At 49.5% G+C, this 26,580-nt stretch carries 21 protein-coding genes; 13 read left to right on the top strand and 8 right to left on the bottom strand.

Annotated features, from left to right (window positions below):
- The first annotated feature begins 121 nt into the window (after window positions 1-121).
- The gene (locus tag FCL42_RS13970) at window positions 122-946 is read left to right on the top strand and encodes a collagenase (protein ID WP_407644377.1); all 825 of its coding nucleotides are present in this window, start codon (window positions 122-124) and stop codon (window positions 944-946) included.
- 65 nt (window positions 947-1,011) lie between these two features.
- Window positions 1,012-1,173 carry a hypothetical protein gene (locus FCL42_RS21710; RefSeq protein ID WP_169308398.1) on the top strand — a complete coding sequence of 54 codons (162 nt, stop codon included), beginning with the start codon at window positions 1,012-1,014 and terminating at the stop codon, window positions 1,171-1,173.
- A 27-nt stretch (window positions 1,174-1,200) separates the two neighbouring features.
- Here the strand turns inward: FCL42_RS21710 and FCL42_RS13965 are convergent, their stop codons facing one another.
- The 3 genes from FCL42_RS13965 to purH all read right to left on the bottom strand — a co-directional run bounded on the left by FCL42_RS13965 (window position 1,201) and on the right by purH (window position 5,311).
- Window positions 1,201-1,866, bottom strand: coding sequence for a hypothetical protein (locus FCL42_RS13965; RefSeq protein ID WP_136864038.1), 666 nt, complete (start codon window positions 1,864-1,866; stop codon window positions 1,201-1,203).
- 360 nt (window positions 1,867-2,226) lie between these two features.
- On the bottom strand, window positions 2,227-3,504 hold the full coding sequence (gene purD / locus FCL42_RS13960; protein WP_136864037.1) for a phosphoribosylamine--glycine ligase: 1,278 nt from the start codon (window positions 3,502-3,504) through the stop codon (window positions 2,227-2,229).
- Between the two features lie 214 nt (window positions 3,505-3,718).
- On the bottom strand, window positions 3,719-5,311 hold the full coding sequence (gene purH / locus FCL42_RS13955; RefSeq protein ID WP_136864036.1) for a bifunctional phosphoribosylaminoimidazolecarboxamide formyltransferase/IMP cyclohydrolase: 1,593 nt from the start codon (window positions 5,309-5,311) through the stop codon (window positions 3,719-3,721).
- Between the two features lie 315 nt (window positions 5,312-5,626).
- Between purH and zntR the strand changes: the two genes are divergently transcribed.
- From zntR to FCL42_RS13940, 3 genes are all read left to right on the top strand, one after another.
- Window positions 5,627-6,028, top strand: a complete 402-nt coding sequence (zntR, locus tag FCL42_RS13950; RefSeq protein WP_136864035.1) for a Zn(2+)-responsive transcriptional regulator — start codon at window positions 5,627-5,629, stop codon at window positions 6,026-6,028.
- Window positions 6,029-6,031: 3 nt separating this feature from the next.
- Window positions 6,032-7,345 (top strand): SO_0444 family Cu/Zn efflux transporter, encoded by a 1,314-nt coding sequence (locus FCL42_RS13945; protein WP_136864109.1) that lies wholly within the window; start codon window positions 6,032-6,034, stop codon window positions 7,343-7,345.
- 115 nt (window positions 7,346-7,460) lie between these two features.
- The gene (locus FCL42_RS13940) at window positions 7,461-7,745 is read left to right on the top strand and encodes a hypothetical protein (RefSeq protein ID WP_136864034.1); all 285 of its coding nucleotides are present in this window, start codon (window positions 7,461-7,463) and stop codon (window positions 7,743-7,745) included.
- A gap of 70 nt (window positions 7,746-7,815) precedes the next feature.
- On the opposite strand, the gene FCL42_RS13935 is transcribed toward FCL42_RS13940, so the two are convergent.
- Window positions 7,816-8,853: a porin gene (locus tag FCL42_RS13935; protein WP_169308397.1), complete on the bottom strand. Its 1,038-nt coding sequence runs from the start codon at window positions 8,851-8,853 to the stop codon at window positions 7,816-7,818.
- 365 nt (window positions 8,854-9,218) lie between these two features.
- Here FCL42_RS13935 and tcdA point away from each other — a divergent pair, with 365 nt between their 5' ends.
- A complete protein-coding gene (gene tcdA / locus FCL42_RS13930) occupies window positions 9,219-10,016 on the top strand; it encodes a tRNA cyclic N6-threonylcarbamoyladenosine(37) synthase TcdA (RefSeq protein ID WP_136864032.1) in 798 nt (265 codons plus the stop codon).
- Window positions 10,017-10,052: 36 nt separating this feature from the next.
- Here the strand turns inward: tcdA and FCL42_RS13925 are convergent, their stop codons facing one another.
- On the bottom strand, window positions 10,053-10,502 hold the full coding sequence (locus FCL42_RS13925) for a SufE family protein (protein ID WP_136864031.1): 450 nt from the start codon (window positions 10,500-10,502) through the stop codon (window positions 10,053-10,055).
- Entirely contained in the window at window positions 10,495-11,694 is a 1,200-nt protein-coding gene (locus FCL42_RS13920) for an aminotransferase class V-fold PLP-dependent enzyme (RefSeq protein WP_229359868.1), read from the bottom strand. The genes FCL42_RS13925 and FCL42_RS13920 overlap by 8 nt, the downstream gene beginning before the upstream one ends.
- A gap of 561 nt (window positions 11,695-12,255) precedes the next feature.
- Here FCL42_RS13920 and FCL42_RS13915 point away from each other — a divergent pair.
- The 4 genes from FCL42_RS13915 to FCL42_RS13900 all read left to right on the top strand — a co-directional run bounded on the left by FCL42_RS13915 (window position 12,256) and on the right by FCL42_RS13900 (window position 19,054).
- Entirely contained in the window at window positions 12,256-13,464 is a 1,209-nt protein-coding gene (locus FCL42_RS13915) for a cytochrome P450 (protein ID WP_136864030.1), read from the top strand.
- Window positions 13,461-14,549, top strand: coding sequence for a cytochrome P450 (locus FCL42_RS13910; protein WP_136864029.1), 1,089 nt, complete (start codon window positions 13,461-13,463; stop codon window positions 14,547-14,549). The genes FCL42_RS13915 and FCL42_RS13910 overlap by 4 nt, the downstream gene beginning before the upstream one ends.
- Window positions 14,539-16,332: an ABC transporter ATP-binding protein gene (locus tag FCL42_RS13905; RefSeq protein ID WP_136864028.1), complete on the top strand. Its 1,794-nt coding sequence runs from the start codon at window positions 14,539-14,541 to the stop codon at window positions 16,330-16,332. Before FCL42_RS13910 ends, FCL42_RS13905 begins: the two co-directional genes overlap by 11 nt.
- Window positions 16,333-16,480: 148 nt before the next feature.
- Window positions 16,481-19,054, top strand: a complete 2,574-nt coding sequence (locus FCL42_RS13900) for an acylase (RefSeq protein WP_407644376.1) — start codon at window positions 16,481-16,483, stop codon at window positions 19,052-19,054.
- A gap of 70 nt (window positions 19,055-19,124) precedes the next feature.
- On the opposite strand, the gene yjjX is transcribed toward FCL42_RS13900, so the two are convergent.
- On the bottom strand, window positions 19,125-19,670 hold the full coding sequence (gene yjjX, locus FCL42_RS13895; protein WP_136864026.1) for an inosine/xanthosine triphosphatase: 546 nt from the start codon (window positions 19,668-19,670) through the stop codon (window positions 19,125-19,127).
- 66 nt (window positions 19,671-19,736) lie between these two features.
- On the opposite strand from yjjX, the gene FCL42_RS13890 reads away from it, so the two are divergent.
- The 3 genes from FCL42_RS13890 (at window position 19,737) to FCL42_RS13880 (ending at window position 23,575) form a co-directional block, all read left to right on the top strand.
- Window positions 19,737-20,525, top strand: a complete 789-nt coding sequence (locus tag FCL42_RS13890) for a sulfite exporter TauE/SafE family protein (RefSeq protein WP_136864025.1) — start codon at window positions 19,737-19,739, stop codon at window positions 20,523-20,525.
- Window positions 20,526-20,828: 303 nt separating this feature from the next.
- Window positions 20,829-22,139 (top strand): aromatic amino acid transport family protein, encoded by a 1,311-nt coding sequence (locus FCL42_RS13885; protein WP_136864024.1) that lies wholly within the window; start codon window positions 20,829-20,831, stop codon window positions 22,137-22,139.
- Between the two features lie 71 nt (window positions 22,140-22,210).
- Window positions 22,211-23,575: an L-serine ammonia-lyase gene (locus tag FCL42_RS13880; protein ID WP_136864023.1), complete on the top strand. Its 1,365-nt coding sequence runs from the start codon at window positions 22,211-22,213 to the stop codon at window positions 23,573-23,575.
- A gap of 124 nt (window positions 23,576-23,699) precedes the next feature.
- On the opposite strand, the gene FCL42_RS13875 is transcribed toward FCL42_RS13880, so the two are convergent.
- A complete protein-coding gene (locus tag FCL42_RS13875) occupies window positions 23,700-26,150 on the bottom strand; it encodes a bifunctional diguanylate cyclase/phosphodiesterase (RefSeq protein WP_136864022.1) in 2,451 nt (816 codons plus the stop codon).
- Window positions 26,151-26,580 lie beyond the last annotated feature (430 nt).

Raw genomic sequence — 26,580 nt, 5'->3', positions numbered from 1 at the left:
TAACGCCAAAGGCGCTTTGCTTGTAATTCAGTACTAGGCTGAGTAAGTTATCAGCTGAATACTGTATACCAAATGGTGAGAGAGAATGAAAAAAGGAATTTGCGTAGCCGTGGCAGCACTGATGGCTTCGCCACTTGCCCTCGCGCACGGCGAGGCCGTGGGTGAGGTTTTGTCGCAGACTCACAAATGCAGTGAGACCTTAATTTTACGATCTCAGTCTCTGACTGAGGATCAGCTGCAACAAGCCTGTACCATGCTGGGGGCGCAGGAGCAGCGATTTCACGACATTTTTCAGACCTTAGGCAAACCGGTGGCCCATGACAACAACCATGCGATGCGCGCCAATATCTATTCGGATCGAGATAATTACGTTAAATACGTTACCAAGCACTTCGATGTGCCCAGTGACAATGGCGGCATGTATTTAGAAGGGCTGCCGCACCTTGAGGGTAACCAAGCGGAGTTTGTGGCCTACGAGAAGGGCGGTCAGATCTGGAATCTCGCTCATGAGTATGTGCACTACCTCGATGGTCGCTTCAACCTTTATGGCGACTTCTGTGCTAGCCTCCATGACAGCCACAGTGCGCCGGAATACTGCCCTGAGCCTGCGCCGATGTACCCGCATCTGGTGTGGTGGTCTGAAGGGGTGGCGGAATACATCGCCATGGGCAACAACAATCCTAAGGCGATTAAACTGGCGAGTCAGAATAGCTTTACCTTGAGTCAGTTGTTTGACACCAGCTATGAAGCCAACGGCGGTGCCGACCGAGTGTATCGCTGGGGCTATCTGGCGGTGCGCTACATGCTCGAGAACCAAAAGGACAAGCTGGAGCAGATGTTGGTGTTTACCCGTAAGGGAGATTACGTCAGATACCAAGCTTTGGTGCGCCAATGGGGCACCAGCATGGATGAGGATTTTTCCAATTGGCTGAAAGCGTTAAAGTGAGACTCGGGTAACGGTTGTAAACTGAAATTGGCGGCAAGCTAGGGGAGGTGTCCAAGGAGGATCACATGGAATCGACCCTAACTGTTGTCTTGCTGCTACTGGTTGCTACCTTAGCCATTGGCTACTTTCTCATACCCCATCGACGTAAACATCGGCCGCTGACGCCGGTCTCAAATCGAAGTCGCAAAAAGCGCGCTAGAAAGAAGACGGCGAAAGCCAAGGCATAAAGAGGGCCGCAATTGCGGCCTTTTGGGTTATCGATTTAAGGTAATGCTGGCAAAACTGGGGTCAGAGTTAAATGCAATTCTAATTACGGTCTCTTCCCCCTGTTTATCGTTAAATCGTTGCACAAAACCTGAAGCATGGCGTGGGCCATCATTAAGGAATGAATCCGTTAACTGGGAGATAGCTTCGCCATTTATTCCTCTAAACTCTGCAAGACAAAATTGATTATCACAGCCAAGGGCGTAATTAGATAGCTCAGAGTACAGTGGCGAATGGTTTATAAAGCCGCTTAGCTCATCGATTAATTTTTTAGTGTCTTCGCTTTGTGGCTCACGACTTTCTAAAATGTTTATGGAGTCGACAAACTTCTGTTGCGGTAGTATTAGCACTTCGGGAATTCGTGTTGTTGAGGCATTGCCTTGTGGATAGAGTAGTTCACTAACATCACTAACAGTGAGTTGCGCACCTTCTTCAATACTTGTATTAGGTTCGGCACGCTGTTCTCCACTTAAAGTGACCAAGTCAGTTGATGGCGAAACAGCTCGATTTACATTGTCTTCCGCGACCAATGTGCTGTTGTTACTATGATCATCAATATCGGTTGCTTGGTGCCGAGTATCATTGCTATTTGGAAATAAAAACAAGGCCGTTGTAATAATAACTACCAAGGCAATGATGATAGAAAACTGTTTCACACTATTCTCCTACTAGCTATGGGGCACCAGGCTCACCTCTTTCAATGGTTGCAGTAACAGTGCCACCACAACAGTCGGCAACCGTAACAACGCCGGTCCTCATATCTACAGTGGTAACGCAACTATTGCTGCAGGTATAGGTTACTTTCGTTGCGAATGCGAAGAAGCTGATTGAGGTTAGCAGCACAATAGATATTTTCTTAAACACTTAATTAATCTCCTTATTTATGGTGTTCTCAAGGAGGTTAATTATTTAATAATGAAGAGCTTCGTTTAAGAATATATCTACCACTCAACTTGTGGGATATTGTATGCAAAAATGGCGAGAGCCATCATAATTGAGGCTCTCGCTGGTTCTGGCTACTGTTCGCGGGCGATGGCGCGGTAGGCGATGTCATCACGATGGAACATGCCATCCCAATGGATGGTTTTAGCCAGTTCATAGGCGGACTTCTGAGCTTCGGTCACGGTGTTGCCCAGGGCGGTGGCACAGAGTACACGGCCACCGTTGGTAACGATATCGTTACCTTGAGCCTTGGTTCCGGCGTGGAACACCTTGGCGTCGCTTTGACCCAAAGAGTCAGCGCCTTGAATCACTTTGCCCTTCTCATAGCTCGCTGGGTAGCCCCCTGCCGCGAGTACGATGCCTACGGCGGCGCGAGGGTCATACTTAGCCTCTTTGCCTGCCAGCTCTCCCTTGCAAGCCGCCAGGCACAGCTCGACCAGATCCGATTGCATGCGCATCATGATCGGTTGAGTTTCTGGGTCTCCGAAACGGCAGTTGTATTCGATCACCTTTGGGGTGCCGTCGGCGGCGATCATCAGACCGGCATAGAGGAACCCAGTGTAAGGGTGGCCCTCAGCTTTCATGCCGTTGACGGTTGGCAGAATCACCTCGTCCATGATGCGATGGTGGATCTCTGGGGTGACCACTGGCGCAGGCGAGTACGCGCCCATGCCACCGGTATTGGGGCCGGTATCACCGTTACCAACTCGCTTGTGATCTTGGCTGGTGGCCATTGGCACAACGTTGTCACCGTCGACCATTACGATAAAGGAGGCCTCTTCGCCCTCCAAGAACTCTTCGATCACCACGCGATGGCCCGCATCGCCAAAAGCGTTGCCTGCCAGCATATCTTTGATGGCCGCTTCGGCTTCATCCAGAGTCATGGCAACGATAACGCCCTTGCCTGCGGCCAAGCCATCGGCTTTGACCACAATGGGAGCTCCTTGCTGACGCACGTAAGCCAGTGCCGGTTCGATCTCGGTAAAGTTCTGGTAGCTGCCGGTAGGGATTTGGTGACGAGCGAGGAAATCTTTAGTGAAGGCTTTGGAGCCCTCCAATTGAGCCGCAGCTGCCGTTGGGCCAAAGATGGTGAGTCCCGCGTCCTGGAAGGCATCAACAACACCCTCGACCAGTGGCGCTTCTGGGCCAACAATGGTCAGGGCAACTTGGTTCTCTTTGGCAAAGCGCACTAAGGCATCATTACCGCTCACGTTGACGTTGGCCAGTTTGGGTTCCAGGGTGGTACCCGCATTTCCTGGCGCCACAAATACCGTCTCCACCTGAGTGGATTGAGCCGCTTTCCAAGCCAGTGCGTGCTCGCGGCCGCCACTGCCGATTACTAGTACTTTCATTTTCCGTTAATCCTTTTGTGGTGCCATTGAGCATCTTGAGTCGTTGCCATGACGCCGCCTATCGCTCGCTGCGCAAGCGAGTATGGAAATCATAAAGCGCAGCTCAAACCGATGCAGAACTGGAAGCCCTCTCCGCAGACCTCTGAGAAATGATGAGGTTGAGGACAGAGAGGGACGCCGTTATGTGCGGTGTGAGCAAGCGCCCTCAAATCAATTAGTGTTTGAAATGACGTTGACCTGTAAAGATCATTACCATTCCATGCTCATTGGCCGCATCGATCACTTCCTGATCGCGCATCGACCCGCCTGGTTGAATCACGCACTTGATGCCCGCTTCAGCAGCGGCATCAATACCATCGCGGAATGGGAAGAAAGCGTCGGAGGCCATCACTGAGCCCGGTACTTCCAGACCTTCGTCGGCAGCCTTGATGCCGGCGATTTTAGCGGAGTAAACGCGGCTCATCTGGCCAGCACCGACGCCGATGGTCATGCCACCTTTGGCGTACACGATGGCGTTGGATTTAACGAATTTGGCCACCTTCCAGCAGAACAGCGCGTCCTTTAGCTGTTCGGCATTTGGCTGGGCGTTAGACACCACTTTGAGGTCATCCAAGGTCACCATGCCTTGGTCACGATCCTGAACCAAAATGCCGCCGTTAACTCGCTTGAGGTCAAACTCGGTGGTTTGGTTTTGCCACTGGCCGCACTCGAGCAGACGGACATTCTTTTTATCGGCAACGATGGCCTTGGCATCGGCGCTGATGCTTGGGGCGATGATCACCTCGACAAACTGACGATCGACGATCGCCTTGGCGGTATCGCCGTCCAGTTCACGGTTGAAGGCGATGATGCCGCCGAAAGCGGAGGTTGGATCGGTCTTAAAGGCGCGGTCGTAAGCTTCTAGCAGGGTATCGCCCAGAGCCACACCACAAGGGTTGGCGTGCTTAACGATCACGCAGGCGGGCTGATCAAACTCTTTGACGCATTCCAGCGCCGCATCGGTATCGGCGATGTTGTTGTAGGACAGCGCTTTACCCTGCAACTGAACCGCACTGGCAACCGAGGCCTCTTGCAGCTGTTTCTCCACGTAGAAGGCCGCGGCTTGGTGGCTGTTCTCGCCGTAGCGCATGTCCTGCTTCTTCTCAAACTGCATGTTGAAGGTGCGGGGGAATTTGGACTCGGCATCGCCCTCTTTGTTGTCGCCATGGCTTGGAACTAGGGTACCGAAGTGGTTGGCGATCATGCCGTCGTAAGCGGCAGTGTGTTCGAAAGCGGCGATGGCCAAATCAAAGCGGGTGGCGTGAGTCAGGCCACCTTCGTTGGCGTCCAGTTCGGTAATCACGCGATCGTAGTCATGGGCGTTGACCACAATGGTGACGTCTTTGTGGTTTTTGGCTGCTGAGCGAACCATGGTTGGGCCACCGATGTCGATGTTTTCAACGGCGTCTTCTAGGGTGCAATCAGGCTTAGCGACGGTCGCAGCAAAGGGATACAGGTTAACCACCACCATGTCGATGGCGTCGATGCCATGCTCGGCCATGATGGCTTGGTCACGATCGCGGCGACCGAGGATGCCACCGTGAACTTTCGGGTGCAGGGTTTTTACCCGGCCATCCATCATCTCAGGGAAGCCAGTGTAATCAGACACTTCGGTAACGGGCAGGCCAGATTCAGCCAGAAGGCGTGCGGTGCCGCCGGTGGAGAGCAGTGCCACACCACGCTGATGCAGGGCAGAGGCAAATTCAACCACACCGGTCTTATCGGACACGCTCAGTAGGGCGCGACGAATTGGACGTGCAGATTCCATAGGGTCAGATCCTTTTTGTAGGGTTAGCTCGCCAACTCTTGGATGGCGTTATTATGGGAAGATATTTCGCCAACCTCCCGATGGGGATGTTGGCGAAATACCCTCTTAAGGGTCTGATATGGCCTGCTAAGTTGGCGCGCATTGTACGTTAAAACGGAGTAAAAATCAGGCCAAATCCGCAAGTATCGTTCGGTGACAAAGAAAGAGTGTTCTTAGCTTGGGTTGAGATAGGGCAAATAGTTGCAAAAAAAGGTTTGACCTTGGATACAACTCCAAGCTTTATACTGTGGGTATTGTAATTTTGGAGTCGTATCGATGCAGCGAATTGGTGAGTTAGCCGGTGCCTGTGGCATCAAACCCGATACCCTAAGGTTTTATGAGAAGAATGGCCTGTTGAATCCGGTCAATCGCTCCCCGAAAGGGTACCGCCTTTACAGTGAAGAGGATGCTCAGCAATTGAGGTTTATCCTGCGAGCCAAAGCCATGGGTTTTAGCTTGTCGGACATTCGTGAATTGCTCAACATAGAGGCCAGCCGCTCCGATTGGGTATGTGCCGATGTAAAGGGGATGGTGGAAGCCAAGGTGGATGAGTTGCAAACCAAAATCGACGAAATGATTCGCCTGCGTGACTCACTGCAAACTCTGGCCGATGCCTGTTGTGGCGGTGCGGAAAGTGCGATTCACTGCTCCATTCTAGACACTCTGGAGACCAAATAGATGCTGTTGCTAGAGAACTTCCTTGACCTATTTTTGGACTCAGCGCCCTGGCTGCTGCTGGGTCTGTTTTTAGCTGGCATGCTAAAGATGTTCGTTCCCATGGAGTGGATGAACAAGCAGTTGGGTGGCCATGGCTTTAAGACCACCTTAAAAGCCGCCATTTTTGGTGCGCCCCTGCCGCTGTGCTCCTGCGGTGTGATTCCGGCGGCGGTTGGGCTACGTCGTAGCGGCGCGTCTAAAAGTGCCACTACCTCATTTTTGGTGTCGACCCCTGAAACAGGTGTTGATTCGGTGTCGGTGTCTTACGTGCTGCTTGGCCCTTTTATGGCGGTAGTGCGCCCCATTGCTGCCATCACTTCGGCGATAGTGGCGGGGTTGTTGGTCGGCAGAGATGACGACAAGGATCCAAAATCTACGGGGGAAGCGCCCAAGAGCTGTTGTGGCAGCGATAAGGCTGAGACAAAGGCCGAAGCAACTGCATCCAGCTGCTGTAGCTCGAAGCCGGAGCAAAAGACTAAGCCAGCCTCCAACTGCTGCAGTAGCAAAGCCGAGACGCCAAAATTTGCGCCAGTGGCTAAAGAGGCCAGCTTCTCCGCCATCAAGCCTGTATCTAATACCAGCTCTAGTTGCTGCGCTTCCAAGCAGGAACAGGTTGAAGCTAAACCGGCTACAAGCTGTTGCAGTACAGAAGTGAAGCCAAAAACAGAAGCTGGCGGCTGTTGCAGCAGCAAAAAAGCCGAACCTAAGGCTTCGGTGGTGAGCAAGTTATGGCAAGGCTTGGTGTACGCCAGTAACGATCTAGTGAAAGACACCACGGTGTGGTTGCTGATCGGCCTGTTCTTTGCGGCCTTGGTCAACACCTTTGTGCCGTCTCAATATCTGGCTCAGTGGGGCGATGGTATTGTGGCCATGGGCGTGATGGTATTGGTGTCGATTCCAATGTACATCTGTGCCACGGCTTCTACGCCTATTGCGGCGGGGCTGCTGCTGGCGGGGGTCTCTCCTGGTGCGGTGCTGGTGTTTATGATGGCGGGGCCTGCGACCAACATCGCAACTTTAGGTGTGGTACGTAAAGAGCTGGGTGCTCGTGCGCTTTGGGGGTATCTGGGCGGCGTAATTGGCACTGCGGTGGTGTTTGGCTATCTGGTGAACTTCCTAGTGGCCCAATATGGGTTTGAAGTGACGCCTCTGGTGGGAGAGGAGCACCGTATGCTACCCCATTGGTTAGTTTACGGTTCGGGCGCGTTGTTGGCGGTGCTGATGCTTAAGGCGCTAATCAAATCTTTGCAGAATCGCAAGCTTGCTCTAAGCCATTGAACTAAATCAACTAATGATTAGATAACGGGAGCGCTATGGCGCTCCCTTTTTATTATGATGCTATGATGCTGTCGAAAACCAATGGAGATCCTTGGTTCGATCAAAGGAGAGTGCGATGAACGCGTGGTTTGTGTTGGTGACTGCACTGGCCAATCAGCCCGGGCTTGAAGGGGTTGAGCGAGGCAGTGAATACATCTGTACCAATGGCGATAAAGAGCGTCGGGTGCAGGTGATCTATCCACAAGGTGCGCCATTACCTTGTGAGGTGCACTACATCAAAGCAACGGAAAATCAGGTGCTGTGGTCAGCGAACAATGAGGCTGGCTACTGTGAGGCGAAAGCCCAAGCGTTTTCTGAGAAGCTTAAGACCATGTGGTGGTCTTGCACTAAAAACGATTAATCGCTGAAGCGAGGCGTTTGTGGCAGCAAAAAGGCGACCCTAGGGTCGCCTTTGTCGTAATTACTGAGGTTTAGAACTTGTAGTTCAGACCAACAGTGAATACGTCATCGTTGATGTCGCCGCCTTCAACGAAATCACCGGTGTAGTTTGAGTAGTAGCCGTAAACGTAGGCGGCTTTGCTCAGTGGGTAGTCAGCGCCCACAGTCCATACGGTGGTCTCATCGATGGTACCTGGCAGCTTGTTGCCGTCAGCATCTTTGGTCTTTGCGTGCTGAGTAGCGAATTTACCCATGCCGCCGTCATCGTAGCCGAACTGGCCTTTAACGATGAAGTTACCCACTGGGTACTTAGCAGACAGCAGGTAGCCTTTGGCATCTACTTCAGTGTTGGAGGTCTTTTCAGAGTCCTGGTAGATGGCACCCAGAGACAGGTCAGCAATCTTCAACTGACCGATCAAACGGTAAGCAGTCAGATCTTTGATGCCGTCAACGTAACCAACACCTACGTAGTAGTTGGCTTTTTTCAGCTTCTTGTCACCGTAACCGATGGTTGCTGCAAAGTTGTTGCCGTCATCGCTGGTTGCGCCTTCGTTGTCGTCTTCCAGGATGTAGGTAGCAACACCGGTCAGCATGCCCATTTTAGGCAGGCTGTAGGTGATGCCGTCAGCAACGCGGTCAGAACCAGGCATTACGTTGGCGAAGTCTGCGTTGTGGTTACCAAACAGGTCCACGCCGCCTTCAGATTTCTTGAATGCGGTATCGTTACGACCGAAAACCACTTCACCAAAACCGCCCGCTAGACCCATGTAGGTGTTACGAGAAGAGAAGGTGTCAGCATCGTTGTCGGTGCCGTTAACGCCGAATTCAGCTTTATAAACCAGCTTCAGGGCGCTGTTCAGGTCAAAAGTACCTTTCAGGCCGATGTTGGAGTTGTTGTTTTCCAGAACGGTGCCAACGTCGTTGCTGGTGTTCACTACGGTGTAACCAGTATCAGAATCGGTCACAGACAGATCCATAGTACCGTAGATGGTTGGCATTTCAGCCAGAGCACCGAAAGAGGTGGCGGCTAGGATGGAAGCGACTGACAGTGCTAGAGTCCGCTTTTGCATGATCATGTTCTCCTGACGATCAATTTGTGCCTGACAACGAATAATCGAATTGCAACATGAATGTGTTGTGCGCAACATTTAGCTCTGCATTGCAATGATTAGTCAGGCTTTTCTTGTGTGATGCGTAATAGATGATGGCAGGATAAATGTGACATGCAACGGTTAGACGATGCGAAGTTTGATCCATGTCTTATTTTTACAGTAATTAGTTTTTATGATTGCGCAAAATCAATAAATGACCAATTAACGAATTGAGTTACTGTTAGTTTGCGAGTACTGTGATCCGTTTTTTATTGAAGAAAGTTCTGGCTTCGTTTCGGGTTGTCGCTGGTATAATCCACAGGGTCAAATTTCGGAGTTGGTAAATGAATCAAGACTACCTGCAACGCTTTGGTGGAATTGGCCGCCTCTATGGCCAAAATGCCCTAGCATACTTCTGTCAAGCCCATGTGTGTGTTGTTGGCATCGGTGGCGTTGGCACCTGGGTGGCAGAGGCACTGGCGCGCAGTGGCATCGGCCAAATCACTCTTATTGATCTTGATGATATTTGCATTACCAACACCAACCGCCAAAGCCATGCGCTCAAACAGACCATCGGTCAGTCGAAGGTGGCAGTAATGGCACAACGCTTACGGGACATTAATCCAGAGATTCAGGTGAATGAGGTCGAAGACTTCGTTGATAGCGATAACTTGTTTGAGTTGATCGATGACAATCTGGATTATTTGGTGGACTGCATCGATAGCGTCAAAGCCAAAGCTGCCCTGATTGCCCACTGCAAGCGCCGGAAGATTAAGGTAGTGACTGTGGGCGGTGCTGGCGGTCAACTGGATCCATCCCGAGTTCAGGTTGCCGATCTCGCCAAAACCTACCAAGACCCGCTGGCGGCGAAAGTTCGCAGCCTTTTGCGCCGTGAATACCACTTTACCTCGAACCCTAAGCGCCGTTTTCAGGTGGAGTGTGTGTTCTCTGATGAACAGCTGAAATACCCAGGAAGCGATGGGGAAGTGTGTTTGGCCAAAGCCGGTGCTGAGGGTCCAAAAGCCATGGACTGTGCCAGTGGCTTCGGTGCCTTTACCGGCGTTACCGGTACCTTTGGATTTGTGGCTGTAAGCCGGGTTTTACTTAAGCTATCAGAGAAGGCCAAACGCGACGCAAGTTAGTGCTTACTAATTGTGGTGTTGCCAATTGGCCTAGCCTCAGCCTTCGCTGAGGCTTTTTATTGTCTGAATGAGCGCGGCTACGCCGTTGGCTCTCGAAGGGCTTAAATGGGCGCTCAAACCCAGCTCTGTAAACCAGCTTTCTAGGTCAAGTTCAGCTAGGGCGCTGCTGTGTTTGTGGTTGCAGGCACTAAGAATCAGTACCAGCAATCCTTTAATGATGCGTGACTCACTGTCGGCTAAAAAGTGGTGTTTGCCGTCGTCGCTTTGATGATGGTAAAGCCACGCTTTGCTTTCACATCCTGAGACCTCTGCATGAGGTTGCTGCCATTCAGTATCTAGAGCCGGCATACGGCTGCCAAGCTTCATGATGATCCGATAACGGCCTTGCCATTGGGTGTGTGCCATCAGTTCGTGGTGTAGGTCCTCTTGGGTCAATTCGCTGCCGATGGTGGACGCCAAGAATTGATGGATTGCAGGTTTAGTCATCGAGAAACTCCACAATGTCAGCTAAGGCAGATACAAAGGCATCGACCTCCTCTTCGGTGTTATATAAAGCAAAGGAGACTCGGCAGCTGCCTTTGAGTCCTAAAGATTGCATCAGAGGTTGGCAACAGTGGTGACCACAGCGAACCGCAATTCCCTCCTGGTCGAGTAGAATGCCAATGTCTTGATGATGTTCCCCTGTCACGTTAAATGATAGTGCGCCGTGATTGCTTCCTTTGGCGGCCAACAGCGTCAGCTTACCTATTTTTGCGAGCTCGTTTTTGGCTTTGGCCATCAACGCTGCTTCGTGGGCGGCGATACGGTCGATCCCTAGCTCTTGAATGAACTCTAAGGCTCGTCCCAAACCGATGGCTTCGGCAATGGCTGGGGTACCGGCTTCAAACTTGTAGGGCAGGGTATTAAATTGGGTGCCCTCGAAGCTGACGGTGTCGATCATCTCGCCCCCGTATTGATAGGGAGGCATCTGCTCTAGCAGCGCCCGCTTGCCCCAAAGCACGCCGATGCCGGTGGGGCCGTAGCATTTATGCCCGGAAAAAGCGTAGAAATCGCAGCCCAGCGCCTGTACGTCGACCGCTTCATGAGCCACCGCTTGTGCCCCATCAATCACCACGTAAGCACCCTGAGCCTTTGCCTTAGGAATCATGCGCTCGATTGGAGCCCGTTTACCTAAGGCATTACTGATGTGAGTCAGGCTGACCACTTTGGTTTTCTCTGAAAGTAGAGATTGATACGCGCTTTGATCCAGCTCTCCATCGTTCAGCAATGGAATCGGTACTAGCTTGGCACCGGTTTTGGCGGCGATCTGTTGCCAAGGCACGATGCAGGCGTGATGGGCCCAGGTATCGATGAGAATTTCGTCCCCTGGCTGCAATAGATGTTGTCCTAGGCTTTGAGCCAGTAAGTTCATCGATTCCGTGGTGCCTCGGGTAAACAGAACCTCTTCTCTTGCTGGGGCATTGATGAAGGCTTGCACCTTATCCCTAGCGCCTTCGAAGGCGCGAGTTGCCAGATCCGATAAGCGATGAGCACCACGGTGCACATTGGCATTACTGGTTTTGTAGAAGTCATCCATCGCCTTAAGTACCACGTCTGGCTTTTGAGTGGTGGCGGCGTTGTCTAGGTATATGAGTTCGTTCTCATGTAAACCGGGAAATTGATCTCTTACTTGGTGCAAAGCGGCTTCCGAAGGTATAGCTGAAGAGGGTGAGCGCAAGGATGGCTAAAGATGATAGGCCATGCAAGGAGTTTACCCAGATGAACTATGGTGTAGGTCATTAGCTTGCGCACTCTTCAGAGATGTCTGTATTGGTTGGTGGATTATAGCTATTGATAAAATAAAGTTGAAATAAATGATGATAAAAATTCAAACATAAATGTAGGTTTTCTTTGAATAGTTCTTCTCTATCGGGGGAAGCCAGTGAAGCTATTGTCTATTAATGGTGTTGTTTTTTATTTTTTTTACCTTTATGTGTCTGCTCGAAAGCAGAGTGTATCGTTTGCATGGCCTATTGATTAAGGCTAGTTCTTTTAATAGTTTCGTACGGGAAGGGATTTCCTTCTGACAAACATATAAGGATATATTATGAAAAATTTGAAAGATGCATTTAAGCGCGCAATTGGCATGAAAGAAGTTAGCAAAGATCCGCTATGGACTTGGGTTATGTACAACAACCTATAAGTGTGATCGAAAAGGGAAAGGGTAACCTTTCCCTTATTATTTTAATTCGGGGGGATTATGAGATTAGAGCCTGAAGCTATGACTTCATTAAAAAAAAGGTCTCGACAAGGTGAAGAGGTTTTTGAAGTCGCTCCAGGGCGTTTTTTCTTCGCAACTCCTGAGAGCGCGGCGTTAGCCAATCGAATAAATAGTAAAGAGCTGAGTTTACCCGATACCCTAGTTGATACGTTCTTGAAGAAGAGAAGTTGCCCTTTCTCGTGGAAAACACTACGTAAAGATTGGATTCAAGATTTGAGAGAAGATACTTATGCAATAAATATATTCAACTCTATGGATAAAACTCTTATTCGTAACGTAGATTCTCTTAGTGATATGAAAAGGTTAACTCATGAGCTTATCATGGCACCATTAATTGAAGTTATTTTTGGTGATCTTGATGAAACTACTAAGCTAAAAATACTAAACTTTCAAAAAAGTAACATCGAAACTTTATCTGATAAAAAAACAAGTACGAATAGTCTCAAATTTAAAGTTTCTAGTTTCTTAAAAAATTTTCGCATGACAATGGTGCTACGAAAAGAGATTAAGCGCCGCTCCCGACGTATTTCTGTGCCCCATCATGGACTGATTGATGTTGTGTGCCGTTACCTACCGTCATTGAAGATGGAGCGAGCCGTTGACGCCGTTAGCACTCTGCTAACGGCGACGGCAGGGCCACCTGGGGCTGCAGCAACTGGGTTACTGTATGAACTAGTTCGACATCCTGATCTCTGCCAGCGTGTTGAGAGAGAGATGGCTCAAGTCGACCCGCGGTCACTTATCGACGGTAATTATGATGATGTACCCTTTGCCCACGCATTTTTGAAAGAATCACTAAGGCTGTGGACGGTTCCTTTTGTGTTTAGAAATGTTCGCTCTGACATGGCAGTTTGTGGACAATCCTTGAATGAAAAGGAGTCCTTTGCGGCAAGCCCCTATTTTATCCATACCGATCCTAAATATTGGTCTGATCCAGAGGTTTTTGATCCGAACCGTTGGATGAATGGCAACTCGATAAACAAGGATGCTTATGTGCCATATGGTTGGGCGCCAAGATTATGTGTTGGTGCTGCTTTAGGAGAGCGACAATTGCTGTTGATGCTGTGGTTGTTTACAAATCGATACTCGTTGGAAGATGTTAGGACATCAGAAGAAATTGAATTTAGTGCTTTTCAACAGCCAGTAAGCTTTACTGCGATAATTAAGAAGCGAGACCAAACAGAGTGAAAGATTTTAACCTAAATCCTTTTCAATATATTGACTCATACCTTGAAAAGGGGATTAGTAATTTTAGAGTTCCTTCCGGTGCTTTATATCTATCTCAGTCAAAATTAGTATCTGATATGTTTAATGATACGAGTTTGTTTCAAGAGTCATCGGATTTTTATACGGTTGATGTTAGGAAGGGAATGCTTCATGAAGAAACGCAAAAGTTTCTAAATAAAACCGTGATGAACCATTTGAAAAGATCTTTAGGAGAATGCAAATCAAAAGCGATAGTGGAAATTGGCCTAATTTCTAGCAAAGAGCTAGTTTGGCCAGCTTCTGGAGTTAGACTGATGAGTGAAATTTATCGGGAAGCAATAATAGGTCGAAATCCATCAGATAATCTCTCTAAACTATATTTTCGTATTGTTGAAACGTCCATAATAAATAAAGATAGGAAAAGAAAGTTTTTATCTCATACACTGTACTCTTGGAATGTAAATCGAGTAATAAAAAGAGAGCTACATAAGTCAGATTCTAATGAAAAATCGATATTGTCAATAGTTGCATCCGCGCCGAAGATTACAATAGATGAGAAAGTGTCATTATTTATATCATTTCTTTTTTCAATCGTTGCAACTCAAGCTTTCACTTTAAGTTGGGTTTTTTATCTAATGGAGCAGAATGATAGCTATCAAGCATCGGCATCATCTCTGTTAATGGAATCGATGAGGGTTTGGCCTGTGGCCTGGAACTCGGGTAGGGTTGCCAAAAAAGAGATTGAACTGGAAGAAACAAAAATTAAAGAAGGTGAACAGGTGGTTGCCTGCACTTATGCTTTGCATCGAAACAAAGAGCTCTGGTCTTGCCCACATCAATTCTTACCGGATAGGTGGGAGGCTAAGCCTAAACCTTCTACCTATGCACCTTTTGGTATGGGAAAACACAAGTGCGTTGCTGAGCATTATTCTATTGATTGGCTAACCTTCTTGATCGATAGCATAAAAGATAAAGTAGATGTCATTGTTCAAGATATCAATACACCAATACCATCACCGATGCTTGCGCCACCTGAATTTAAGATGAAATTTAGAAATGAAAGTTAATATTAAAAAATACTTGACCACTTTTTATTTGTCTATTCATTTAGTTTGGCAAAGTAGTGCATATATTGCCATCGCTCTTACTTTTATTTCAATTGCTTCAGGTGTATTGCCTCTAGCAATGGTATATGTAGGTAAAGAAATTATTGATGTGGTCACTTATGGTGAAGTGATTCAGGCACAAAAAGAAAGCCTCTACATCTTAGTTTTAATTGAAGGGGTATTGGCAATTCTAACTGCGGGACTTATTCGAGTAGACACTTATGTTAAGTCTATACTGAAAGCACTGTTGTCACGAGATGTAAATGTTAGAATTTTGAATAAGTCAATTAGTTTGTCATTACTTCAAATCGAAGACTCTGAAGTAAAAAATAGTATGAATAGGGCCCGAAGTGAAGCCTCTTTGAGACCTATTGGACTAGTTGAGAAATCCTTTGAGACGATAAAGGTATTCATTACTATCTTAGGTTCTTTAATTTTGTTTTTGCCTTACTCTTTATGGATCCCAGGCTTTATTATTCTATCAACAATACCAAGTTTTATTATTGACTCAAAATTTTCGAGTGAAGGTTTTCGAATTTTTAACTGGCGCAGTGAAGAGAATCGTCTGCAGATGTATCTTGAGTCACTGTTGTCCACGGAGCAAAGTGTTAAAGAGGTTAAGGCGACAGGCGTAGGAAAGTCACTAATTCAGAAGTATGTGGATGTTTTTAATAGCCTATTTGTAGAAGATAAAAAACTGCTTGAGCGACAAGTTCGTTGGGGCTTAGCAATGACCCTACTCTCTTCAGTATGTCTTTATGGTGCTTACATCATAATTTGTCTAGATGGTGTTGAACAGGCTATCACGGTGGGCAGTTTGATGATGTACCTAGTGTTAATAAAGCAACTGGTTGGAGCTATGTCTCAGTTCTTGAGTCATCTAGGTGGTTTATATGAGGATACGTTATATCTTTCTAATTTATTTGACTTTTTGTCTATAAAGAGCGCAATGGATGGTGGCAAGGTTAAAGAGGGGGCAGTAGCTGGAGAGGGGGTGAGGTTCGAGAATGTTACTTTTCAGTATCCTAATGCAAAGACGCCTGCTGTTGAAAATGTTTCATTTCAATTAGAGCCTGGTAAAAGCTTAGCAATTATTGGCGATAATGGAGCAGGAAAATCAACTTTGATAAAGTTAGCGCTAGGACTATATAAACCAACATCTGGTACTATTTATTTTGACGGGACCAACCTTAATGACTGGGATTTTGATGCTCTTATATTAAAGTTCGGGGTCGTCTTTCAAGATTTTATTCGTTACCAGCTCACAGTCGGTGAAAACATCAGTTTTGGAGACATAAATCAGAAATCAAATAAAAAGCACTGGGAAAATTCTGCGTTAGTAACCAAGGCTAATCAATTCATCGATAATTTGCCAGATCGTTATGATACTCGACTAGGGAAGTTATTCTCTGATGGTGTTGATATATCTGGAGGTGAGTGGCAGAAGATTGCACTGAGCCGAGCACTGGTGAATCAAGATAAATCTATTTATATTTTGGATGAGCCCACAGCATCATTGGACGCGTATTCTGAATATGAAATGTTTACGACACTAAAGCACACTTTGGCCGATAAGATGATTATTATTATTTCTCACCGAATGTCGACAGCCAGATCCGCTGATTCCATATTAGTAATGTCCTCAGGAAAGGTAATTGAGTGTGGTAGCCATTCAGAGTTAATGAAAAATAGAGGGCGTTATCGTGACCTATTTGAGCTGCAAGCCAATAGCTACGCTAGTTAACATAGATGGAGCAATGAAACGCATTCGGCAGTGGAACAGAGTCTTGGTTAAGTTACCGTTAAACTTGTTGCAACTATGGATCATTGTGGTCAGTCCTGTTTAAATGACCTACGGGCTCACTGGGGAGGTGAGCAGGATTACAAGGATGATAACAATGAAAAAAACCGCTTTATGGACCGCCATGTCCTGCGCAGTATTGCTGGTGGGTTGTGGTAATGATGATAATCGTGACGCAGTGGTTGAGCCTGAACCAACCCCTGAAGTAACGTTGTTTGCCGAAAATGGCATGCCAACAGCCCGCCTGCGCCGAACCACCTTTGGGGTACCTCATATTGAGGCCGACAGTGTCGAGGGGCTGGCATTTGGTTCGGGTTATGCTCAAGCACAGGATCATCTGTGTTTGTTGGCTGATGGCTTCATTAAGGCCAACAGTGAGCGTTCCAAGTATTTTGGCCCTCATAAATCCATCGATTTCAGCACCGGCATGCCCGTGGTGGAAGACAATCAAAACTTGATCAGTGATTTTGGTTACAAAGCCCTAGGCGTGCGTAGCTCAGCGGCCTCGTTACTCGGGGAGATGCCGGATCGGTCAAAGGCGATGATTTCAGGTTTCACTAAGGGATATAACCTCTACCTGTCGCAATTGGCTGATGGCAGCGTGACAACGCCGAACCTTCCTTGCGCGGGCCAGCCTTGGGTTAAACCGATTACCGATGTTGATGTGTTGACCTATCTATTCTCCATCGCACTGTTGCCAGGCGCCGCGAATTTCCTCGATCTTATCTTCTTTGCCAATCCAGGTGACGGGGACGAGTATCTGCCTCGGATGGCGGCAACCTCCAGCGTGACTGAACAAGCCAATGAGATGTACGCCGACATTCGAACCAAAGCGCGACATCAAAAATCGTCATTGACCACCCCAGAGATGAATCCGCTTGATATGGGCTCTAACGGTTGGGGCTTGGGCAGCGAAGTGACCGAGAACGGCAAGGGCATTGTCTTGGGTAACCCGCATTTCCCTCATACTGGCCAACTGCGCTTCTGGCAGTCCCATTTGACCATTCCAGGTCATCTGGATGTGATGGGCGGATCTTTAGTGGGGATGCCAGGTGCGGTGAACATTGGCTTTAACAAAAATTTGGCTTGGACCCACACCTTCTCCACTGCCGAGCACTTCATCTTATATAACTTGGCCCTGAAAGAGGGCGATCGCATGACCTATCTGTTTGATGGGGAGGAGATGCCGATCACCAAGCAAACGGTCACCATCGACGTTAACATCGGCGGTGGTACCACCATTCCGTTCGACAAGGACATCTATCTGACGGCGAAAGGGCCAATGGTGGAAGCGCCGCCAACGGCCGCGTCATTCCCATGGGATGACGCTCAGGCGTTTTATGTTCAAGATGTAAACATGAACAACGTGGATGTGTTGGAGCACTGGTCGGCGATGAACTTTGCCACCAACTTGGAGGAGTTCCAGCAGGCGTTTAAGGACTACGACGGCGTTATTTTCAATAACACCATGTACGCCGATGACCAAGGTAATGCTTTCTATATTGATGATTCGACCGTGCCTCACATCAGTGAAGACGCGCAAAATGCGTTACGAATCAGCCCTGAACTGATGGCTGCCCGAGAAGCGGCCGGTTTCACCATTTTGCCTGGTAACGAAACCCGATTTGCTTTCGATGGTGCGGTTCCATACGAGCAAGCGCCTAAGTTACTGCGTCAGGATTTCGTGCAAAACTCCAACAACTCCTATTGGGTGACCAACCCGGCGGCGCCGATTGAGAACGTCTCTCCATTGTATGGGGATCGCCGTGTTGAGCAGAGTCTGCGTACCCGTATGGCACTGACCTTGATGATGGACGCCCGTGGCGATGATGGTAAGTTCAGCCCAGCGGAGGTTGAAACCGCACTGGTCTCCAACCGCGCCTATCTGCCTGAATTGGTGATGGACGAACTGCTGGCTCAGTGTGAGGCTCAAGGGGATACCCCAGTGGTGGTGAGTGACAGTCTGAGTGTGGATATCACCCCTGCCTGTGCGGCTCTGGCGAAGTGGAATGGTGCTCAAAATAAAGATGCCATTGCCGGTGCACTAGTGCGGGAGTTTGGTTATCGCTTCGACACCGAGGCTCACCTAACCACGCCTTTTGTCTATACCGATCCGGTGAATACGCCAAGCAGCTTGATTGATGATGGTTCGGCTTTGGTGGCGCTGGCAGCGGCAGCGGCAACCTTGACACAAAACGGCTTCGATCTTGAAGCCACACTGGGCGAGATGCAATTTGTGGAGAAGTCGCTACCTGATGGCACGGCTTCCGGCGCTCGTTTCCCATGGGGCGGTGCCAACAACTTCGAAGGTGGCTTTAACGTATTTGCTTACTCTAACGAAGCGAATGACGACACCATGCTGCCTCAGCATGCCTACCCAGCGGCCATCGATGCGGTGACTGAGCAGGCGACTCGCTCTGAACTTACCACTGAGGGTTACCATATCCGTTACGGCTCCAGCTGGATGATGGTGGTTGGTTTTGGTGACAATGGTCCAGAAGGTCGCGGCCTACTTACCTACTCTGAGTCCAATAATTTCCAGTCTCCTCACTGGAATGATCAGACCAAGTACTACAGCGACAACAACAGCTTGCGTCCACTTCTGTTTACTGAAGAGGCGATCGCGGCTGAAACCTTAACTGACGTGACCTTAAGTCTGCAGTAATAGGCCTTAAAAAACGCAACGGCCCCGTCGCAACTTCGGCGGGGCCGTTTTTATTGCAGTTAACGCCGAATTAGCGAGACTCGCCAAAGATCTCTGGGTGCAGCCATGGTGCCAGTAATAGGCATAAGGTATCGGCATAGATACTGGTGCGAGAGACCAGATCATTGGTGAAGATGCCAATGGCTCCGCCTTTTTGCTTGATGTTATGGTCGTTAAACACCCTATCCATGACCGGCCCTAGCTCGCCGCCGGCTTCCAGTTGCTGGCAAACCGATTCTGGTAAGGGCAGGGTACCGCTGCGGCCAACTTGGGTGCGAACACCATCGCTTACCGCAACATAAGCAAAGGTAAATCCTTGGCCATGAAAGCGATCGTAGCCCCCTTCGAATGCAACGTAAAAATCTGCAGACTGTTGGCGAATGGCTTCGACTCGATTCACAGCGCCAAGGCGAGTTTCAGCGTCAGTCATTGGCTGCTCGGCGACGCCGCTGGGAGCTTTTACGCCCTGTACTTGCCATTCAATGTTAGGAAATGCCGCGCACAGAGCCTGTTTGGCAGCATTAACTTTGACGGGGTTGGTTGAGGCTACCAGTAGGGTTTTTATTGTCTTGGTCATGATCGTGTGGAAAGCGGTGGAATGTGAGACAATGTTCGTTAATTCATCGAACGACTTCAAGACCCTATGATCTATTTGCTCTATCTGTTGTTGGGCGCATTTGCGGGTGTCCTTTCCGGGCTTTTCGGGATTGGCGGTGGCCTAGTCATCGTGCCAGTGCTGCTGACGACCTTTAAAGTGTTAAATTTTCCTGCGGAACTGAGCATCCACATGGCGCTGGGTACCTCTTTGGCGACCATCATCTTCACTTCGATGAATTCAGTGTGGGCCCATCACAAGCATAAAGGGGTGCCTTGGTCTGTGGTACGTACCATGGTGCCAGCAGTCGTGATTGGCAGCTACTTAGGCGGCTTTGTGGCCCACAGTTTGGATGCAACCCTGCTCTCCTACCTGTTCTCTGGGTTTATATTCTTGGTGGCGCTAAAGATGTGGTTTGGGGTAAAAGTCAGCAGCCAGCAGCCATTACCCGGCACGTTAGGGCTAAGTTTTGCAGGCAGTGGTATCGGTTTTATCTCCGCCATTTTTGGCATTGGTGGTGGCGTTATCAGCGTGCCGCTGCTATCTCGATTTGGCCTGCCGATGCGTAACGCCGTCGGTGCCTCTGCGGCGCTGGGTATGCCGATTGCGTTCACTGGCGCGCTGAGTTACGTCATCAGTGGCTGGGACGTTGCCGATCTGCCCGAGATGAGCTTGGGCTACGTATATCTGCCAGCGTTTTTAGGGATTGTCTTGGCAAGCTCTCTGTTTTCCAGGGTCGGCGCCAATTTGAGTCAGAAGCTTGAGCACCGAAAGTTGCAGCGCTGTTTTGCCATCCTGCTGATTGTTGTCTGCCTTAAGACCTTGTTAACCGCTTGATCATTTGTTGTAAAATTACAACAAAAACATAATTCACCTTTCTGAAATAGTTACCGATATTTGTTCCGAAAATTCGCAACAAAAGCTCATAAATGATTGAGATCGAATCTTTTAACCTCCTGAGAGCCCCGTCACAGCAGCGTTTAGCCAGTCGCATTAACTAAATTTATCTGAGCATATAAAAGATCAATGTTGTGACTGCTATCACATCACAAAATCATGTTTGTGATCGTCATCGCGTTTTGTCTGTAATAAATCTATATATTTGCCCTCGCTAACTCGAACATTCATAGGTGAATTCAAATGCAGAATCAAACTACTGCAACTGCTGCTGTTGAAAACAGCAAAGCCACCGGCTTCTCTAAGCAAGACTTGGTGTGGTCTCTTTCCATGTTCGGTACCGCTGTGGGTGCCGGCGTACTATTCCTGCCAATTCGTGCTGGCCTGGAAGGCTTCTGGCCACTCATTCTGATCGCGGTTCTGGTTGGTCCTATGACCTACCTGTCTCACCGTGCATTGGCCCGTTTTGTGTTGTCTTCGGATAACCCTAAAGCGGATTTGGCTGACGTGGTTGTAGAGCACTTTGGTAAGAGCGCTGGTGTTATCATCTCTTTCCTATACTTCTTCGCTATCTACCCAATCGTACTGATTTACGGTAACGCCATCACCAACACCATCGATTCTTTCGTGGCTAACCAGTTGGGCATGGCCATCCTAAATGCCGACGGTGACGTGGTATCAAGCATCTTCCCTCGCTGGATTCTGTCTGGTGTGCTGGTTGCGATGATGATGTCCGTTATGATCTTGGGTCAAAAGCTGATGCTGAAAGCGACTGAGTTGCTGGTTTACCCTCTGGTTGCGATTCTGCTGGGTATGTCTGTATACCTGATTCCTGAGTGGTCCATGGAAGCGATGGCGTTCGATAAGATGCCTGCTTTTGATGACATGATGCTGGTGGTTTACTTGACCATCCCTATGCTGATCTTCTCGTTCAACCACAGCCCTGCAGTATCTTCTATGGCTCAAGCGCAGCGTGACACCTACGGTAAAGGTGCTGCTGACAAGTCTGATGCCATTCTGAAGCGTGCTTCTTTCATGCTGCTTGGCTTCGTAATGTTCTTCGTATTCTCTTGTGTACTGGCTCTGTCTCCGGCGCAATTGGCTGAAGCCAAAGCACAGAACCTGCCTGTACTGAGCTACTTGGCGAACGAATTTGAATCTCCAGTAATCTCTCTGTTGGGTCCACTGGTTGCGTTCCTAGCCATCTTCTCCTCTTTCTTCGGCCACTACTTGGGCGCCAAAGAGGGTCTGGCTGGTATCGTTCGCAAAGGTGCTCCGAAGATTGTTGAGAGCATGGGCGAGAAGAACTTCGATAAAGCGCTGGTTGCCTTCTTCTTCTTCACCACTTGGGGTGTTGCAGTACTCAACCCATCAGTACTGGGCATGATTGAATCTCTGGGTGCTCCGTTCATCGCGGCCATCCTGTTCCTGATGCCGATGTACGCCATCAAGAAAGTACCTGCAATGAAGAAGTACGACGGCAAGCTGTCCAACATCTTCGTAACTGTTATGGGTATTGTGGCTATCTCCGCAATCGTTAAAGACCTTATCTAATCGGTCTTCCCTGACTCTGTAAGCCGGAGTCATCGACTCCGGCTTGTTATTTTCTACTGAGGTTTCTCTTCATGTTCAGTGTATTCGATATCTTCAAGATTGGTGTCGGTCCATCCAGCTCTCACACTGTTGGCCCAATGAAAGCAGCCAAGCAGTTCATCGATGACCTGCGTGCGATGGGCAAGCTGCGTGACATTACACGCATCAGCGTCGACATCTACGGTTCGTTGTCGTTGACCGGTAAGGGTCACCATACGGATATCGCCATCATCATGGGTCTGGGTGGCAACAGCCCAGAAACGGTAGACATCGACGGCATCCCTGAATTTATGCAGCGTGTTGAGCAAACTGGGCGTCTGCCTGTGGGCATGCACTGTCACGTTGTGGATTTTCCAAATGATGCGGTCAAGTTCCACAACCATGCATTGGATCTGCACGAAAACGGCATGAGCATTCATGCGTTTATCGGCGAAGAGACGGCCTTATCTAAAACCTATTACTCCATCGGCGGCGGCTTTGTTGTCGACGAAGAGAGCTTTGGTAAGCCTGCTTCTAACTTAAAGCCTGTGCCTTACTCCTTCACTGACGCCGAAGAGTTGTTGGCGAAGTGTCGTGAGACCGGCATGAGTATCTCCGCATTGATGATGGAGAACGAGAAGGCTTACCACAGTGAGTCTGAAATCCGTGAAGGATTTGGACGAGTATGGAACGTGATGCGCGAAGGCATCGAACGCGGCTGTGCCACCGAAGGCTTGCTGGCTGGCCCACTGAAGGTGCCTCGTCGTGCGGCGGCGCTGCATCGTCAATTGATCGCTAACGAGCGCAACAGCAACGATCCAATGAGCATCATCGATTGGGTAAACATGTTTGCTTTGGCGGCGTCTGAAGAGAACGCTGCGGGCGGACGAGTTGTGACAGCACCGACCAATGGTGCAGCGGGCATCATCCCTGCGGTACTGGCTTACTACGATAAGTTTATTGAGCGTGTTGATGCTCAGCAGTACACCAAATTCTATCTGGCTGCAGGTGCCATCGGTGCCTTGTATCAGATGAACGCATCGATCTCCGGCGCCGAAGTTGGTTGTCAGGGTGAGGTGGGCGTAGCCTGTTCTATGGCGGCAGCGGGCCTAGCTGAACTGATGGGGGCGAGCCCATCTCAGGTGTGTGTTGCTGCGGAAATCGGCATGGAGCACAACCTCGGTTTGACCTGTGACCCGGTTGCTGGTCAGGTTCAGGTGCCTTGCATCGAGCGTAATGCCATCGCTGCGGTTAAAGCGGTGAACGCCACTCGCATGGCCATGCGCCGTAACTCCGAACCTTGTGTGTCTCTGGATAAGGTGATCGCCACCATGTACGAGACCGGTAAGGACATGCACCCGAAATACCGCGAAACCTCCCAAGGTGGTTTGGCAATCAAAGTTTTGAACGTTTGCTAGTGCAATCGCCTCTCTCTTGAGAGGCAAGCTTTTACGTTCTTCGGCCGGCATCTTGCCGGCCTTTTTGCGTTTTGTGGGAGGAAAAAGCGGTTATTTGACGGCGTAGCGCACGTAGACGCGAGTACTAAACGGCGTCGGCAGCGGCGGTCTTACCGGAGACAAATTGAGGTACGCGTTCACTTGGCATCGGCTTGCCAAGTTGGAAGCCTTGGCCGAAATCACACCCCATCTCACGTAGAATCTCAATTTGTTGGATGTTATCGATGCCTTCGGCGTTGACCTTCATATTCAAAGCAGAAGCTAGGTGCACAATGGCTTGAACCACATCTTTGGCGCGCTGTTCTACGTGGATTTGGCTGGTGAAGCTGCGATCGATCTTGACGATGTCCAGTGGCAGGCGGTGTAGGTAGTTTAGCGACGAGTAGCCGGTGCCAAAATCGTCCATAGCCAGTCGAACGCCGAGGCGACGAATCTGATGCAAGATGATGGTGGCTTGTTCATGTTGACCCAGCAGCGAGCGTTCGGTGATCTCCAGTCGCAGAGATTTGGCAGGCAGACCAGATTGCTTCAGCGTGGTGTTGATGATGTCTAAGCTGTTCTGGCGGGAGAACCACTCAGAGCTTAAGTTCACGCTGATGCTGATCTCAGACATTCTGGGGTATTTCTTTTGCCAGTGGGCAAATTGCCGACACGCGTGCTGCATCACCCAACGATCCAGCTCCAAGATCTGCTTGGTCTCCTCCATCACTTCGATGAATTGCACCGGCATCAGCAGGCCCCGCTCGGGGTGATTCCAGCGAACCAAGGCTTCGAAACCCACCAACTGCTTGCTGTCTAAACGCCAAACGGGCTGGTAGTGCACCACAAACTGCTGCTGTTCGATGGCTCGGGTGAGTTCGGTTTCCAGTCGCAGACGTCGCTGCGCCTCTTTACGCATGGCGGCACTGAACACAATCGGCTGGCCACCTCGGGCTTTAGATTGATACATGGCCACGTCGGCATCGCGAAGAATAGCCTGAGGACTTTCATAGTTTTCGTCGCAGTAGGCAATGCCGATACTGGCGCCGCTGTAGATCTCTTCTTTATTGATAAGAAACGGCTGCGACAACATCTTATGGATGCGATTGGCGGTGGTTTTGGCATCGTCGTTGGTGTGGACGTTATCCAAAATGATGGCGAACTCATCTCCACCTAAGCGGGCTACGGTGTCGGTGCCACGCAGGCAGCGTTTTAGCCGTGCCGAGACCTGAGTAAGCAGGTTGTCACCGGTGAGGTGACCCAGACTGTCGTTGACCATCTTGAAACGGTCGAGATCCAGATACAGCAGCGCGTATTGATAGCTGGGATCGCGCTTCTGTCGTGCAAATAGTTGTTCCAGTCGCTGCAGCAGCAGCGCTCGGTTTGGCAGACCAGTGAGATGATCGTGCAGGTTATCGTGGCGCAGCTGGCTCTCGATGCGACGACGTTCGGCAATCTCATGTTGCAGTGCTAAGGTGCGCTCGTTAACCGCTCCTTCTAGCGCTTGCTGGTTGTCCGACAGGGCTTTGTGAGCTTGGCGGATGATCAAGACATTGGCAATGTGGTGAGCCAAGTAGGAGAGCATCTTGAGATCTTGTTCTGAATAGCGCTGCTCTTGCTGGTAATCCTGAATCACTACCGCCCCGATGACGTTGTCGTCACTGAACAGCGGTGCTCCCATCCACGATTTGGCTGGGTGACCCATTTGAGTGGCTTCGCCGTTGTCTACCAACGCCTGACGTTGTTGCTGGTTTAGCAGCAGAGGCTTTTGGGTTCGCAGCAGGTATTCGGTAATGCCATCTCCCAGTTGCCGCCGCTTAGTCAGCAGAGGCTGGTACTGATCGATGATGTAGGGAAACTCGATCCACTTATCGTCCTGACTCAGCAGAGCCACATAGAAGTTGTGACAAGGCAGCAGTGCTTTAAATTGCTCGTGGAATTGACGACACAACTCATTGAGAGGCAGTGGGTTGCCGCTCAATAGGGCAATTTGGTGCTGAACGCTGAGCAGGTTTTGCTGCTGTTGAAGCTGCTGATTTACCTGTTGCTGCTGCTGTTTGAGTTTCAGCAGTTCTTGGCGGGCGTGGCGGCTGCTAAAGGCCTGTTCCAATGCGTCGGCAACGGTTTCCATTAGGGAGAACTGCTCCGGTGGGAACTTGGTGGTGCGATCGCTAAATACCATGATGGCACCGCGATCCAGACGCACGCCGCCCCAAGGCAGAGCCAGCCAGGAGTTTGGGGTCGGGTGGTCAAGATCCAGCTGACGATTGACGATGCGTTCCATCATCTGGGCTTGGCCGAAGTTGATTCCGCTTTGGCCTTTACTTAAATAGCGGTGAAGTCCACCAGCGGCAAAAATCTGCGCCTCGGAGTAGATGGAGGCGTTGTAGACCACACGGTCTTGGTCACCATTGGTGATCACCAGCTCGATCTTGCCAAGGGTGTCGGCTAACCACAGATGCAGGTGCCCAAGCGCGGCTTTGAGGTCGCGTTCAGGATCGGTGATCTGTGCTATGACCGCAAAAAGGTCATTGGTGTTAGCGGCAATTGGCGGCATCGAATCGGGGCTAGGTTAAGTATTGTTCTAATTTGTCAGAAATCAGGGCATTTTGTTGACAGTGTCATTAGTTTGTCAAGTCTTGAGATAGTAAGGCAGTGATTTGAACTGCATTTGCATTCAATTTGGATTAAGTCACTATTGCTGGTTGGTTTCGCAGAGAGATATCCAAAAGCGTCAATGGCGAAATTGCATTCAAAATGGGTGATTGATGAGTACAAATACTGTATTGCATTGATCACGTTTACGCCGCTGCGGCGGTGTTTGAACGTGGTTTTGTTGGTAGACTGTCTGGTAGATCACACTCTGCTTATTTTTAAGCAAGGACAACAACAAGCGTCTCACCTACCTAATGTAGCTAGAGGCAAAGGGAATTTTCGCGCCAACTCGCAGCGATGAGCTCTGTCTTCTGTACTGAGGAAGTCGAATC

It is taken from the genome of Ferrimonas aestuarii (assembly GCF_005116665.1).
GTDB lineage: Bacteria > Pseudomonadota > Gammaproteobacteria > Enterobacterales > Shewanellaceae > Ferrimonas > Ferrimonas aestuarii.
This window is presented reverse-complemented; position numbering and strand designations above follow the sequence as displayed.

Excerpts from the sequence above, each read along its gene's own strand:
- zntR (WP_136864035.1), top strand. The coding sequence starts at position 5,627 with ATGCAGCGAATTGGTGAGTTAGCCGGTGCCTGTGGCATCAAACCCGAT.
- purH (WP_136864036.1), bottom strand. The coding sequence starts at position 5,311 with ATGGAATCTGCACGTCCAATTCGTCGCGCCCTACTGAGCGTGTCCGAT.
- FCL42_RS13970 (WP_407644377.1), top strand. The coding sequence starts at position 122 with ATGGCTTCGCCACTTGCCCTCGCGCACGGCGAGGCCGTGGGTGAGGTT.
- yjjX (WP_136864026.1), bottom strand. The coding sequence starts at position 19,670 with ATGACCAAGACAATAAAAACCCTACTGGTAGCCTCAACCAACCCCGTC.
- FCL42_RS13905 (WP_136864028.1), top strand. The coding sequence starts at position 14,539 with ATGAAAGTTAATATTAAAAAATACTTGACCACTTTTTATTTGTCTATT.
- tcdA (WP_136864032.1), top strand. The coding sequence starts at position 9,219 with ATGAATCAAGACTACCTGCAACGCTTTGGTGGAATTGGCCGCCTCTAT.
- FCL42_RS13890 (WP_136864025.1), top strand. The coding sequence starts at position 19,737 with ATGATCTATTTGCTCTATCTGTTGTTGGGCGCATTTGCGGGTGTCCTT.
- FCL42_RS13940 (WP_136864034.1), top strand. The coding sequence starts at position 7,461 with ATGAACGCGTGGTTTGTGTTGGTGACTGCACTGGCCAATCAGCCCGGG.
- FCL42_RS13875 (WP_136864022.1), bottom strand. The coding sequence starts at position 26,150 with ATGCCGCCAATTGCCGCTAACACCAATGACCTTTTTGCGGTCATAGCA.
- FCL42_RS13935 (WP_169308397.1), bottom strand. The coding sequence starts at position 8,853 with ATGCAAAAGCGGACTCTAGCACTGTCAGTCGCTTCCATCCTAGCCGCC.
- FCL42_RS13880 (WP_136864023.1), top strand. The coding sequence starts at position 22,211 with ATGTTCAGTGTATTCGATATCTTCAAGATTGGTGTCGGTCCATCCAGC.
- FCL42_RS13885 (WP_136864024.1), top strand. The coding sequence starts at position 20,829 with ATGCAGAATCAAACTACTGCAACTGCTGCTGTTGAAAACAGCAAAGCC.
- purD (WP_136864037.1), bottom strand. The coding sequence starts at position 3,504 with ATGAAAGTACTAGTAATCGGCAGTGGCGGCCGCGAGCACGCACTGGCT.
- FCL42_RS21710 (WP_169308398.1), top strand. The coding sequence starts at position 1,012 with ATGGAATCGACCCTAACTGTTGTCTTGCTGCTACTGGTTGCTACCTTA.
- FCL42_RS13925 (WP_136864031.1), bottom strand. The coding sequence starts at position 10,502 with ATGACTAAACCTGCAATCCATCAATTCTTGGCGTCCACCATCGGCAGC.
- FCL42_RS13915 (WP_136864030.1), top strand. The coding sequence starts at position 12,256 with ATGAGATTAGAGCCTGAAGCTATGACTTCATTAAAAAAAAGGTCTCGA.